Consider the following 14,659-nt stretch of genomic DNA (forward strand, 5'->3'; position numbering starts at 1 on the left):
CCCAATAAAGGCGCTGCTGTTCCATTACTGGCCGTAACTAGTCGTATTTTGCGGCCCTAGGTCCCACATTGTTCTTTGGCGTGTCGGGCAACCCCTGACGCGGCGAAAGGGAGATACGCGTACCCATGCCCAGTGGCGACTACAAGGTAGTGATCAACCACGAAGAGCAGTACTCGATCTGGGCATCAGATCGCCCCACGCCGACCGGCTGGCGGGATGAAGGATTTTCGGGTGACCGGAATAGCTGCCTTGAGCATGTTGACAAGGTGTGGACGGACATGAGGCCCCGCAGCCTGCGTGAGGCCATGCAGGAGTCCGAGCGGGCGTGAGCGCGCCCATGGATCAGACGTCCGGTTTCGCGCTTCCTGCCTCTTTCGCGCAGGAGCGCCTCTGGTTTGTGGACCAGCTGGAACCTGGGCTCGCCGTCTACAACATCCCGTTCGGCACCGGCCTGCCGGCCGGTGCCGAGCCTGACGCCGTGACCGCCGCCCTCGCCAGGGTCGTCGCCCGCCACGAGGTGCTGCGAACCGCGCTGGAGAACCGCGACGGCGTGCCGACCCAGATCGTGTTGCCCGAGGTCCCGATCGAGGTCCCGGTCACCGACCTGCGCGGACTCCCCGCCGATGAGCAGCAGGCAAGGCTCGCCCAGGTGCGTGAGGCCGACGCTGCCCGGTCCATCCCGCTCGATCAGGCCCCGCTGTGGCGGGCGCGCCTGATCCGCACCGGGGACGAGCGCGACCACCTCTTCTTCACCGTGCATCACGTCGCCTTCGACGCGGCTTCCGTGGCGATCTTCCAGCGGGACTTCCTGGCCTGTTTCGGCGAGGCCGACCTTCCCGAGCTGCCCATCCAGTACGGCGACTTCGCCGCCTGGCAGCACGGCCGGTGGGAGGGCGCCGAGCTGACCGACCAGCTCGGCTACTGGCGCAAGCAGCTCGCCGACCTGCCCGAGCCGCTGCGTCTGTCGCCCCGGGCGCCCGACCCCGGCCTCCCGCGGCACGCCGGCGGCGACATCGGCTTCGAGCTGCCCGCCGCCACCGTGCAGGGTGTGCACCGGATGGCGCGGGAGCGGCGGACGACGCCCTTCGTGGTGTTGCTGGCCGGGCTCAAGGCGTTGCTGTCTCGCCTGGCCGGGCGGGCAGATGTGGTGGTGGGCTCCCCGGTGGGCGGGCGGCCGCTGCCCGAGCTGGAGCCTCTGATCGGCAACTTCGTCAACACCCTGCTGCTGCGCACCGAGTGCGCGCGGGAGGTGAGTTTCGATGAGCTGGTCGACCGGGTGCGGACCGCGGTCTTCGACGCCCTCGATCACACCGAGGTGCCCTACGAGCGGCTCGTCGAGGAGCTCCGACCGGACCGTTCGGACGGCGTGGGTGCGCCGCTGCACCAGGTCGTGTTCAACCTGCTGCCCTCTCTGGTGACCAACGGGCAGGTACGCAACGGCACCGCCAAGGTGGACCTGCTGATCGACCTCGCTGAGGTGGACGGGCGCATCGACGGGCGCATCGAGTATGCGGCCGCGCTGTTCGACGAGGCCTGGGCGAGGGATTTCGCCGCCCGCTACCGCAACCTGCTCGACGCCGCGCTGGCCGCGCCGGAGACCTCCCTGGCCGACCTGCCGCTCCTGCTGCCCGGCGAGGAGGAGCGCCTCACCACGGCGCCACCACCGTTCAGCGCCGAGTACGACACCGTGACGGAGGCCTTCGCGGCCCAGGTAGCCGCCCGCCCCGACCAGGTGGCGGTGGCCGACGCCCAGGGACGCAGCCTGACCTACGCCGAGCTGGACCGCAGGTCCAACCGGCTGGCCCACCGCCTGGCCGGGGTGGCCCGCCCCGACAACCCGGTGGCGATCTTCCTGGACACCGACGTCGAGCTCGCCGTGGCCGTGCTCGCCGTGCTCAAGGCGGGCGCCGCCTACCTGGCGCTGGACCTGGAGCACCCCGTGGAGCGGCTGCGCCGGCTGCTGGCCGACTCCGGTGCGACAGCCGTACTCACCAGCGCGGAATTCGAGACCGACCTTCCGGTCATCGACGTGCGCGAGACGGATGAGCTGCCGGAGACGGCTCCCGAGATCACCCGCCACCCGGACACGCTCGCCTACGTGATCTACACCTCCGGCTCGACCGGCCTGCCCAAGGGGGTGGGCATCGCCGACCGGCACCTCACGGCCTACGTGGCCGGGGTCAGCGGGCTGCTCGGCCTGGCGCCGGGGTTGCGCCACTCGATGTTGCAGCCGCTGACCTTCGACTTCAGCGTCACCGTCTTCCACGGTTCGCTGCTCACCGGCGGCACGCTCCACCTGGCTCCGCGGGAGCGCGCGACCGACGCCGCGTGGATCGCCGAGCACCTCCGGCGCGACCGGATCGACCTGCTGAAGATCACGCCCTCGCATCTGGCCGCCCTGCAGCTCGACCAGTTGCCCGCGCGCACGCTGGTGTTCGGCGGCGAGGCGTCCCGCTGGGATTGGGTACGGCAGCTGCGCGCGCGTCCGCACGGCCCCGCGGTCGTCAACCACTACGGCCCCACCGAGACCACCGTCGGCGTGCTCGGCCTCGCAGGCGATCAGGAGCCGGCCGGAGCGGGTGCGGTCACGCCCATCGGCTTCCCGCTGCCCCATGCCGAGGCATACATCCTCGATGAGGACCTGCGCCCGGTGCCCGACGGGGTCGTCGGCGAGCTGTGCATCGGCGGCGTCACCGTCGCCCGCGGCTACCTGGGCCGGCCAGGACAGACCGCCGCCGTCTTCGTCCCCCATCCCTTCGGCCGGCCGGGTGCGCGGATCTATCGCACCGGCGACCGGGCACGGCGGTTGCCTGGCGGCGCCATCGAGTTCCTCGGCCGTGCGGACGGCCAGGTCAAGATCCGCGGGCACCGGGTCGAACCCGGAGAGGTGCAGGCCGTCCTGGCCGCCCATCCCGCCGTCACCGACTGCGTGGTGGTCGTGCGCGGGCAGGACGAGCCCGAGCTGGTGGCCTACGTCGTCGGCGACACCCGGCAGCTGCCCGGCTACCTGGCCGAGCGCCTGCCCGCCTACCTGATCCCCGCGCACCTGGTCGAGCTGCCCGCGCTGCCGCTGGCCGCGCACGGCAAGGTCGACCGGTCCAGGCTGCCCGACCCGCCCGACGCCGTGGAGGCCGAGCGGGTGCCTCCGCGCGGCCCGGTGGAGGAGCTGGTGGCCGGCCTGTTCGAGGCGCTGCTGGAGACCGGTCCCGTCGGCCGGGACGACGGCTTCTTCGCACTGGGCGGCCACTCCCTGCTGGCCATCAAGCTGATGGGCCGCCTGCGCAAGGCCTTCGGCGTCGGGCTCTCGCCCAGGGCGCTGTTCGAGTCGCCCACGGTCGCCGGGGTCGCCGCCCTGGTGGCCGCGGCGCAGGGCCGCAGTGCCGAGCAGGTCCCGCCGGTCGTCCCCGTGCCCCGAGACGGCCTGCTTCCCGCCTCCTACTCGCAGCGCCGGCTGTGGTTCCTGGACCAGCTGGAGCCGGAGCTGGCCGTTTACAACACGCATGTGAGGCTACGACTCCGCGGCGCCCTGGACGTGGCGGCGCTGGAACGTGCCCTGGTCATGGTGGCCGCCCGCCATGAGGTGTTGCGGTCGCGGTTCGTGCAGCGCGACGACGACCTGTTCGTGTCGGTGGCGGCCGAGGCCGTCGTGCCCTTCGAGGTGGTGGAGCCTTCCGAGCTGGAGGCCTGCGGTGCCCGCCGGTTCGATCTGACCGCCGAACCGCCGATCCGGGCTGCTCTGGTACGGCAGGCCGTGGATGAACACGAGTTGCTGGTGACGCTGCACCACGTCGTCACCGATGCGTGGTCGGCGGTGCTGTTCGCCCGTGAGCTGGGTGAGTGCTACGCGGGCCGGGCGTTGTCGGAGCTGACCGTGCAGTACGCCGACTTCGCAGCCTGGCAGCGGGAGCGGGTCGAGGGCGAGCTGCGCGACACGCAGCTGGCCTACTGGCGCAAGCGGCTCGCCGGAATGCCGGAACGCCTGGAACTCCCGGCCGACCGCGCGCGCCCCGCTCGCCGGGACTACGTGGGCGCGAACGTCCCGATCACCATCCCGGGCCCTGTCGTGGAGCGGCTGCGAGCCATGGGTGCGCAGGAGAACGCCTCCCTCTTCATGACCATGGTCGCTGCGCTCTCGATCGCGCTCTCCCGCGCGACCGGGCAGCGGGACGTCGTGGTCGGCACGCCCGCGGCCGAGCGGCCCCGGCCCGAGCTGGAGTCGCTGATCGGCTGCTTCCTCAACACGCTGGTGCTGCGCACCGACACCTCGGGCGACCCCACCTTCCGCGATCTGCTCAAGCAGGTCAGGACCACCACGCTCGAGGCCTTCGCCAACTCCGAGGTGCCCTTCGAGGCGCTCATCGAGGAGCTGCAGCCCGAGCGCGACCTGGGCGCGACGCCACTGGTCCAGGTGCTCTTCAGCCTGGAGGACGCCGACCGCCCCGCGGTGAGCTCGGGCGGGCTGACCATGGAGTGGCGGGGAACCGGCACCTCGACGGCCAAGTTCGACCTCACCATGTACCTGCGGCGGGAGCCCGGCGGGGTCGGCGGCATCCTGGAATACCGCACCGACCTGTTCGACGAGGCCACTGCCCGGCGCATCGCCGCGCTCTACACCGAGGTGCTGGCCGCCGTCGCGGCCGGGCCCGAGCAGCCGATGTCGGCCCTGCCCGCGCTGACCGCCGCCGACGAGGCGCTGGTGGAGCAGTGGAACGACACGGGTACGCCGGAGGAGTACGCCTCCCTGGCCGAACTGCTGGACCGGCGGGTGGCTTCGTCGCCGGATGCGCCGGCTGTCTGGGACGGCTCCTGGTTGACGTACGCCGAGTTCGGCGCGCGGGTTCATGGGCTGGCTTCGGTGCTCCGCGAGCAGGGCGTACGGCTGGGCGATGTGGTCGGCGTCTGCCTGCCGCGGAGCGTCGGCCTGGTCGTGGCCGTCCACGCGGTGGTGGCTGCCGGGGCTGCCTACCTGCCACTCGATCCCGGCTACCCCGACCAGCGGCTGGACTTCATGGTCGAGGACGCCCGCGCCGGCGTGGTGATCACTGAGGAGCCTGAGCGCTTCCCTGGGCTTGTCACGGTGGCTCCGACCGCGTCCGCGGACGGGCCGCTCGACCTTGCGATCCCGCCGACCGCCCCGGCCTACCTGATCTACACCTCCGGGTCGACGGGCGTGCCGAAGGGCGTGCTCAACTCCCACGAGGCCATCGTCAACCGGCTGACCTGGACCGATCACGCCTTCCGGCTCACCGCCGAGGATCGGGTCCTGCTGAAGACGACCTTCACCTTCGACGTGTCGGTCTGGGAGCTGTTCTGGCCGCTCATCGCCGGGGCAGGGCTCGTGGTCGCCGCCCCCGACGCGCACCGCGACCCGGCCGCGCTGGTCCGCCTCCTCGCGACTCACGGCGTGACCACCGTGCATTTCGTGCCGTCGATGCTGGACGCGCTCCTGGACGAACCGGTCCTCGACCTGCCCTCGCTGCGCCGGGTCTACTGCTCCGGCGAGGCGCTGCCGTCCTCCCTGGTTGCACGAGTGCACGAGCGGCTCCCGGGCATCGAGGTGCACAACCTCTACGGTCCCACCGAGGCCGCCATCGAGGTGACCTGGCACAAGTCCGAGCCGGACGAGCTCCGCACGCCGATCGGCGCGCCCATCCGGGGCATCAGGATCGAGATCCTCGACTCCGACCTGCGCCGCGTTCCCGTCGGCACTCCCGGGGAGCTGTGCATCGCCGGCATCGGCGTGGCAAACGGCTATGCGCGGCGTCCCGGGCTGACCGCCCGGCAGTTCGTACCCGACCCGTACGGCCCGGCCGGCGCGCGGATGTACCGCACCGGCGACCTGGCCCGCTGGTTGCCGAACGGCGAGGTCGACTACCTGGGCCGGATGGACGGCCAGGTCAAGATCCGTGGCATGCGCGTCGAGCCCGGGGAGATCGAGTCGCTCCTGGCCGCGCACCCCGCGGTCAGGAGCGCGGTGGTGCAGCCCGTGCGGGGCTTGCTCGCCGCCTACGTGGTCGGCACGGCCGACCCGGCGGCGCTCACCGGCCTCCTGCGCGAGCGGCTGCCCGAGCACATGATCCCGGCCTCGTTCACCTTCCTCGACGAGCTCCCGACCAACGCCAACGGCAAGCTCGACCGCGCCGCCTTGCCTGAGCCCGGTCAGGTGCAGCAGGACTCCGCGGGCACCCCGCCGCAGGGTCCGGTGGAGGAGTTGGTCGCGACGCTGTTCGAGTCGGTGCTGGAAACCGGTCCGGTCGGCCGGGAGGACGGCTTCTTCACGCTCGGCGGCCACTCGTTGCTGGCCATCAAGGTCGTCACCCGCCTGCGCGCCGCCTTCGGCATCGAGCTGCCGGTCCGAGCCCTGTTCGAGGCGCCGAATGTGGCCGGCCTGGCGGAGCGCATCGCCGCCGCCCACACCGCCACCTCGGTCGAGGTGGTGCCCATCCCGCGTGACGGGTTGCTGCCCGTGTCGTACGGCCAGCGGCGGCTGTGGTTCCTGGACCAGCTGGAGCGGGAGCTGGCTGTTTACAACACGCAGGTGTGGTTGCGGCTGCGGGGCCCGCTGGATGTGGCGGCGCTGGAGCGTGCGCTGGTCGCGATGGCCGTCAGGCACGAGGTGCTGCGATCGCGGTTCGTGCAGCGTGACGACGATGTGTTCGTGTCGGTGGCGGCCGAGGCCGCTGTGCCGTTCGAGGTGGTTCGGTCGGAGGAACTGCAGGCCTTCGGCGCTCGACGGTTCGATCTGACGGTGGAGCCGCCGATCCGGGCCGCTCTGGTACGGCACGCATTGGATGATCACGAGCTGCTGGTGACGATCCATCACGTGGCCAACGACGCGTGGTCGTCCGGACTGTTCGCCCGGGAGCTGGGTGAGCTTTATGCGGGTCGCGAGCTGCCTGACCTAGCCGTGCAGTACGTCGATTACGCGGCCTGGCAGCGGGAGCGGGTCGAGGGCGAGCTGCGCGACACCCAGCTGGCCTATTGGCGCGAGCGGCTGGCGGGCATGCCGGAACGCCTGGAGCTCCCGACGAGCAAGCCGCGTCCCGCTCGCAGAGGTCATGACGGAGGCAACGTCCCGTTCATGATCTCTCCGGAGGTCTCCGAACGCCTCCGGCTGCTCGGCGCGGACGAGAACGCGTCGCTCTTCATGACGCTTCTGGCCGCCTTCACCGTTCTGCTCGCCCGCCACACCGGACAGCGGGACATCGTGGTCGGCACACCCGCTGCCGAGCGGCCCCGGCCGGAGCTGGAGCCGCTGATCGGCTTCTTCCTCAACACCCTCGTGCTGCGCACCGACTGCTCCGGCGACCCCACCTTCCGAGAGCTGATCGGCCGGGCCAGGAACACCGCGCTCGAGGCTTTCGCCAACTCGGAGGTGCCCTTCGAGGCGCTCGTCGAGGACCTGCAACCGCGTCGCGATCTTGGCAGCACGCCGCTGGTCCAGGCGCTCTTCAGCCTGGAGGACGCGGAGCGGTCCGAGCTCCGCGTCGGCGAGCTGGAAGCCGAGTGGGTGAGCTCGGGCACGACCACCGCCAAGTTCGACCTGTCGCTGTATCTCCAGCGCTTCCCCGGCCAGCTCGGTGGGATCTTCGAGTACCGCACAGACCTCTTCGACGCTGACACGGTTTCGCGGCTGGCCGAGCACTTCGTCGCTCTCCTGTCCGCCGCCGTCGCCGATCCTGATCTGCCCGTCTCCGAGCTGCCCCTCCTGGTCGCCGATGTGGCGTCGGTGGAGGGGTGGAACGCGACGGGTGTGGCTCGGGAGTTCGTGGCGTTGCCGGAGGTGGTGGCTCGGCGGGTGGCTTCGTCGCCGGATGCTCCTGCTGTCTGGGATGGCTCCTGGTTGACGTATGCCGAGTTCGGGGCGCGTGTGAACGCGTTGGCCTCGGTGTTGCGGGAGAAGGGTGTGCGGCTGGGCGATGTGGTGGGCGTGTGCCTGCCGCGTGGTGCCGATCTGGTCGTGGCCGTGCATGCGGTGATGGCTGCTGGTGGGGCCTACTTGCCGTTGGAGCCCGGCTACCCCGATGAGCGCTTGTCCTTCATGGTGAGTGATGCCGGGGCTCGTGTCGTGATCACCGAGGAGCCGGAGCGCTTCCCCGGGGTGACGGTGAGTCCGGCCGCGTCAGGGGACCCGGCTCCGCTGGGTGTCCGGATCCCGCCCAGCGCCCCCGCCTATCTGATCTACACATCCGGCTCCACCGGCCGTCCGAAGGGGGTGCTCGTCTCCCATGAGGCCATCGCCAACCGGCTGGTGTGGATGGGGGAGGCCTTCCCCCTGACCTCCAGTGATCGGGTCATGCAGAAGACGCCGTTCACCTTCGACGTGTCGGTGTGGGAGCTGTTCTGGCCCCTCATGGAGGGGGCCGGGCTGGTGGTGGCACCTCCTGGGGCTCATCGCGATGCGGACGCGTTGGTCGAGCTGATGCGCGCTCACAGCGTGTCGATGGTGCACTTCGTGCCGTCGATGCTGGACGCGGTGCTGGAGGAGCCGGACATGGCGGTGCCGTCGTTGCGGCGGATCGTGTGCTCGGGTGAGGCGCTGCCTTCTTCTCTGGTGGCTCGGGTGCACTCAGCATGGCCCGGCGTGGAGGTGCACAACCTCTACGGCCCGACCGAAGCGGCGGTGGACGTCACCTGGCACGCCTGTCAGGTGGGCGAGGAGCGCACGCCGATCGGGGCTCCGATCAGGGCGACGCGCATCGAGATCCTCGACGCCGACCTGCGCCGGGTGCCCGTGGGCGCCGCCGGCGAGCTGTGCATCGGCGGAGTGCAGGTGGCCCAGGGGTATGCCGCGCGGCCGGGCCTGACGGCCGATCGGTTCGTCCCCGATCCGTTCGGACCACCCGGGTCGCGGTTGTACCGCACGGGCGACCTGGCCCGCTGGCTGCCCGATGGCGAGGTCGACTACCTGGGCCGCATCGACGACCAGGTGAAGATCCGCGGCATACGGGTGGAGCTCGGCGAGATCGAGGCCGTCCTGGCTCAGCACCCTGGCGTCCAGGCGGCTGCGGTCCGTCCGGTCGGCGGCGCGCTGGCGGCCTACTTCGTCGGCACGGCGGATCCGGAGGACATGGCCGGCTTCCTGCGCCAGAGGGTGCCCGAGCACATGGTGCCCGCCTCCTTCACGGTGCTGGACCGCTTGCCGGTGACCGCCAACGGCAAGCTCGACCGCAAGGCGCTCCCCGAACCGCAGGGCCCGGTCGGAGTGCCGTACGAGGAACCGAGCGGTGAGATCGAGCGGGCGCTGGCCGCGGTCTGGGCGGAGGTGCTGGGCGTCCCGACGCCAGGCGCCCACGACAGCTACTTCGCGCTGGGAGGGGACTCCATCAGATCGCTCAAGATCGTCGCGCGCCTCCGGGCCCGCGGATACACCCTCGCGCTCGAGGACATCTTCGTCCATCAGACGGTGCGCGAGCTCGCCCAGGTGGTCACCACCGGGACGGTGAACGAGAGCCGCAGCAGCGAGGCGTTCAGCATGCTCGGCGCCGCGGACCTGGACCGGCTGAAGCAGCGTTTCCAAGGAGGCAAGCGTTGACGGCTCTGGAACTCGAGGACGCCTACCCGCTGACCGCGTTGCAGTCAGGGATGCTCTTCCACAGCGCCTACCAGGAAGATTCCGCTACCTACCACGACGTCTTCACGCTGATCCTGCGCGGGCCGTACCAGAGCGACGCCTTCCGCGCCGCCCTTCGCGAGGTCATGGCCCGGCACTCGGTCCTGCGCACCTCGTTCGACCTGACCGGCTTCGACGAGCCCATCCAGCTCGTTTGGCAGGACGTCGAGCCACCCGTCCAGGAGCTCGACCTGTCCGGGTTCGAGGACCCCAGGCAGCGCCTGAGCATCTGGCGCGAGCAGGAGAAGCACCGGCCCTTCGACTGGGAGGCCCCGCCGCTCTTCCGCGCCGTCATCCACCACCTCGACACCGACTGGTTCGCGCTCACGCTGAGCTTCCACCACGCGATCCTCGACGGCTGGAGCGTCGCCTCCATGGTGACCGAGCTCCTGGACCGCTACGCCGCGGGGCTGCAAGGGGTACGGCAGGCGCCGGCCGTACCGCCGCCCTCCACCTTCCGTGACTTCGTCGCCCGGGAGAAGGAGGCGGTGGCCTCGCCGCAGACCGAGCAGTTCTGGCGGGACGTGCTGGCCGACGCGCCGGTGACCGCGCTGCCCAGGCTTCCCGGCTACCGCACGGGAGACGCCGAGGACACCGTTTCGCATGCCGTACCCCTTGATGATCAGCTCGTCAAAGGTCTGGAGCGGGTGGCGCGGCAGGCCAGGGTGCCGCTGCGCACCGTGCTGCTCGCCGGGCATCTACGCGTGCTGGCGCTCCTGACGGGCGACAGCGACGTGGTCACCGGCCTCGTGACGCACGGCAGGCCCGAGCACGAGGCGGCCGAGCAGGTCCTCGGGCTGTTCCTCAACAGCGTGCCGGTGAGGGTGCGCACCGACGTGCCGAGCTGGGAAGAGCTGATCAGGCGGGTCTTCGCTGCGGAGGTGGCGTTCCTGCCGCACCGGCTGTATCCGCTGTTCGAGATGCAGCGTCTCAGCCAGCGCTCTCCCCTGATCGACGTGCTCTTCGACTATCGCGACTTCCACGTCTACCAGGACCTCGGTCCCGGCGGCGTCATCCAGGTCGTGGAGAGCGAGTTCTTCGAGCAGACCAACCTGCCCCTGTCCGCGAACTTCACCTGGTCACCGCAGGTCGGCGGGCTGGAGCTGAAGCTCAAATACGACATCACGCAGTTCTCCGCCGATCAGGTCGTGCGGGCAGGAGAGCACTACCGCCGGGTCTTCGCGAAGATCGCCGAGGATCCGGCCGCTGACCCGCGCGAGTCCGAGGAACTCCTGGTCGCCGATGTGGCGTCGGTGGAGGGGTGGAACGCGACGGGTGTGGCTCGGGAGTTCGTGGCGTTGCCGGAGGTGGTGGCTCGGCGGGTGGCTTCGTCGCCGGATGCTCCTGCTGTCTGGGATGGCTCCTGGTTGACGTATGCCGAGTTCGGGGCGCGTGTGAACGCGTTGGCCTCGGTGTTGCGGGAGAAGGGTGTGCGGCTGGGCGATGTGGTGGGCGTGTGCCTGCCGCGTGGTGCCGATCTGGTCGTGGCCGTGCATGCGGTGATGGCTGCTGGCGGGGCCTACTTGCCGTTGGAGCCGGATTACCCCGATGAGCGCTTGTCCTTCATGGTGAGTGATGCCGGGGCTCGTGTCGTGATCACGGGGGAGCCTGGCCGTTTCCCGGATTCGGTGGTGGTGGCTCCTTCTGAGTCGGCGGATGGGCCGGTTCTCGGCCTGAAGATCCCGCCGAGCGCTCCCGCCTATCTGATCTACACCTCCGGGTCGACGGGACGCCCGAAGGGCGTGCTCGTTTCCCACGCGGCCATCGCCAACCGGCTGGTGTGGATGGGGGAGACGTTCCCGCTCGGTGCCGGCGATCGGGTCGTGCAGAAGACGCCGTTCACCTTCGACGTGTCGGTGTGGGAGCTGTTCTGGCCCCTCATGGAGGGGGCAGGGCTGGTGGTGGCGCCACCAGGTGTTCACCTGGACGCGGCCGCGTTGGTCGAGCTGATGCGCGCTCACAGCGTGTCGATGGCGCATTTCGTGCCGTCGATGCTGGACGCGGTCACGGAAGTCCCGGATCTGGACGTGCCGTCGTTGCGGCGGGTCGTCTGCTCGGGCGAGGCGCTGCCTTCTTCTCTGGTGGCTCGGGTGCACTCAGTGTGGCCCGGCGTCGAGGTGCACAACCTCTACGGTCCGACCGAGGCCGCCGTCGATGTCACCTGGCATGCGTGCCGGGTGGGCGAGGAGCGGACGCCGATCGGGGCGCCGATCAGGGCCACGCGGATCGAGATCCTCGATGCCGAACTGCGCCGGGTTCCGGTCGGGACCGCAGGCGAGTTGTGCATCGGCGGAGTGCAGGTCGCGCAGGGGTATGCCGCGCGGCCAGGTCTGACCGCGGAGCGTTTCGCGCCGGACCCTTACGGCCCGCCAGGGTCGCGGTTGTACCGGACCGGTGACCTGGCACGCTGGCTGCCCGATGGCGAGGTCGACTACCTGGGCCGCATCGACGACCAGGTGAAGGTCCGCGGCATGCGGGTGGAGCTCGGCGAGATCGAGGCCGTCCTGGCTCAGCACCCTGGCGTGCAGGCGGCGGCAGTGCGGCCTGTCGGCGGCGTACTGGCGGCCTACGTGGTCGGCACCGCGGAACAGGAGGAGCTGGCGGGATTCCTTCGCCAGCGGCTGCCCGACCACATGGTGCCCTCCTCCTTCACCGAGCTGGACCGGTTGCCCGTCACCGCCAACGGCAAGCTCGACCGCAAGGCACTCCCGGACCCGGCGCCGGTGGCCCGGGCTCCCTACGAAGCACCCCGGGACGAGCTGGAAGAGACCCTCGCCGGGATCTGGGCGGAGATCCTCGGCGTGGAGCGTCCCGGCATCCGTGACGACTTCTTCGACCTGGGCGGACACTCGCTGCTGGCGCTCCGCCTGGCCCTGCGGATGCGGCAGGCGCTCGGCAGGGAGATCCCGGTGGCCACGGTGCTCGCCGCGCCGACGATCGCCCAGCTCACCGAAGCCCTGGCGGACGAGGGCGAGAACCCGATCTCCCGTGGCCGGGTCGTGCCGCTGCGCACCGCGGGCAATCGTCCGCCCCTCTTCCTCATCCACGCTCTGGGCGGGCAGGTCTTCCGGTACCGGCCGCTCGCCCAGCACCTGGGTGACGACCAGCCGGTCTACGCCATCCCCGCGCACGGGCTGACCGAGGGCGACGCCGTACAGACCACCATCGACGAGATGGCCGAGACCTACGCCGGCTACATCCGCGAGCTCTTCCCCGCCGGGCCGTACTTCGTCGGCGGCTTCTGCATCGGCGGGAACATCGCCCTCGAAGTGGCCCGCCGGCTGCGCAAGGACGGCCACGCCGTGCCGTACGTCTTCCTGGCCTGGTCCTCGGCGGAGGAGCCGGTCGCCGGCTCGACGCTGGAGGACGACACCGCGCTCATGGTTCACGCGTTGGCAGGCGGAGCCACCTCGCTCGACCCCCGCGAGCTGAGCCTGATGGAGCCGGCTGAACGGTTGCTGGCCATCGTCAACGCCGCCACCAAGGAAGGCCAGCTCCGCACGGAGAGCGCCGACCTCGACCAGATCCAGCGCTACGTCGAGGTCTTCCGCGCAAACGCGCACGCGGTGGGGCGCTACAAGCACGACACCTTCGACGGGCCGGCGATCCTGCTGATCCCCGAGGAGGACAACGCCCCGCCCGACGAGGACTACGGGTGGCGGGCGTTCGTCCCGAACCTGGAGACCGGGCTCATCCCCGGCGCGCGCTTCAGCGCGCTCTACAACCCCTACGTCACCCGGACCGCCAACGCATGGAGGAGGTGGATGGACCGTGGTCTCGAACACCGCGCCCGCCACTGAGGCAGAACCGACAAGCCTCTGGAAGCATCGTGACTTCCTCAAACTCTGGGTCGGTTACAGCACCTCCCAGTTCGGTGGTCAGATCACCGTCGTGGCCATGCCGCTGGTCGCCATCGTCGTGCTGGGCGCCACCGAGGCCGAGGTCGGCACGCTGGGCGCGGTCGGGCGGCTGCCGTTCCTGCTGTTCCTGTTCGCCGGGTTCTGGGCCGACAGGTTCCGCAAGCGGCCCACCATGATCGCCGCTGACATCGGCCGCGCCGTACTCCTCCTGGCGGTCATCGGCCTCTACGCCGCGGACATGCTGACGCTCTTCTGGCTCGGCGCGATCTCCTTCCTGTCCGTCGTGCTGTTCGTGTTCTTCGAGGTCGCGAACATGTCGCACCTGCCGTTCCTGGTGGGACGGGAGTTCATCGGCGACGGCAACGCCAAGCTCCAGCTGAGCAACTCCGTCGCCCGAGTCGCGGGCAACAGCGTCGGCTCCGTGCTGGTCAACGCCTTCATCGCGGTCCAGGTTCTGATCGTCGACGTGGTGACGCTGGTCGTCTCCGCGATCAGCTGCGCGCTCATCCGCAAACCCGAGCCCGTACCGGAGCGCGGCGAGGACCGGCCCGGCGTCTTCTCCTCCATCGCCGAGGGCCTGCGCTGGGTGCTGCGCGACTCGCTGATCCGCCCCAGCATGATCGCCGCCGGCTTCTACATGTTCTTCTACACCGGCATCGAGGTGCTACTGCCCATCTGGGTCATCAAGGGCCTGGGCCTGCCGGTGTACTGGGTCGGCATCCTGCTGGCCATCGGCGGGCCCGGCGCCATCCTGGGCTCGCTCCTGGCCGTCAGGTCCATGAAGAAGATCGGCATCGGGCCATCCTTCTTCTGGATGACCGTCATCGGCAATCTCTCGCTCTTCCTCATCGGCCTGGCCACCGGACCCACCTGGCTGCTCGTCACCATGATCGGCCTCGCGCAGTTCCTGCTCGGCATCACCGGCCCCATCGCCATGGTGTCCAGCGGCACCCTCCGCATGGGCGCCACCCCGGAGCACCTCCAGGGCCGGGTCATGGCCTCGCAGCGGGCCGTCGCTCTCAGCTTGGCACCCGTGGGCGCCCTGCTCATGGGCCTTCTCGCCGAAGGCATCGGCCTTCGTACCACCCTGCTCATCTGCGCCGCGGGCGCGGTGATCCCGATCATCGTGCTGGCGCTCTCCCCGATCCCTCGCACCAAGGGCATGCCGGAACCGCAGGAGCACTGA

The 14,659-nt window shown here is 70.4% G+C and carries 4 protein-coding genes; all 4 read left to right on the plus strand.

Annotated elements, in window-relative coordinates; all coding sequences use genetic code 11:
* The first annotated feature begins 125 nt into the window (after positions 1 to 125).
* The 4 genes from AB0B45_RS08280 to AB0B45_RS08295 are packed head-to-tail and all read left to right on the plus strand — an operon-like array spanning position 126 to position 14,659.
* On the plus strand, positions 126 to 329 hold the full coding sequence (locus AB0B45_RS08280; RefSeq protein ID WP_358127244.1) for an MbtH family NRPS accessory protein: 204 nt from the start codon (positions 126 to 128) through the stop codon (positions 327 to 329).
* Positions 330 to 337: 8 nt separating this feature from the next.
* Positions 338 to 9,535, plus strand: coding sequence for an amino acid adenylation domain-containing protein (locus AB0B45_RS08285; protein WP_358127247.1), 9,198 nt, complete (start codon positions 338 to 340; stop codon positions 9,533 to 9,535).
* Complete coding sequence (locus AB0B45_RS08290; RefSeq protein WP_358127250.1) at positions 9,532 to 13,413, plus strand: amino acid adenylation domain-containing protein; 3,882 nt, start codon at positions 9,532 to 9,534, stop codon at positions 13,411 to 13,413. The genes AB0B45_RS08285 and AB0B45_RS08290 overlap by 4 nt, the downstream gene beginning before the upstream one ends.
* Positions 13,385 to 14,659 carry an MFS transporter gene (locus AB0B45_RS08295; protein ID WP_358127253.1) on the plus strand — a complete coding sequence of 425 codons (1,275 nt, stop codon included), beginning with the start codon at positions 13,385 to 13,387 and terminating at the stop codon, positions 14,657 to 14,659. Before AB0B45_RS08290 ends, AB0B45_RS08295 begins: the two co-directional genes overlap by 29 nt.

Source organism: Nonomuraea sp. NPDC049152, assembly GCF_040648355.1.
Classification (GTDB): Bacteria; Actinomycetota; Actinomycetes; order Streptosporangiales; family Streptosporangiaceae; genus Nonomuraea.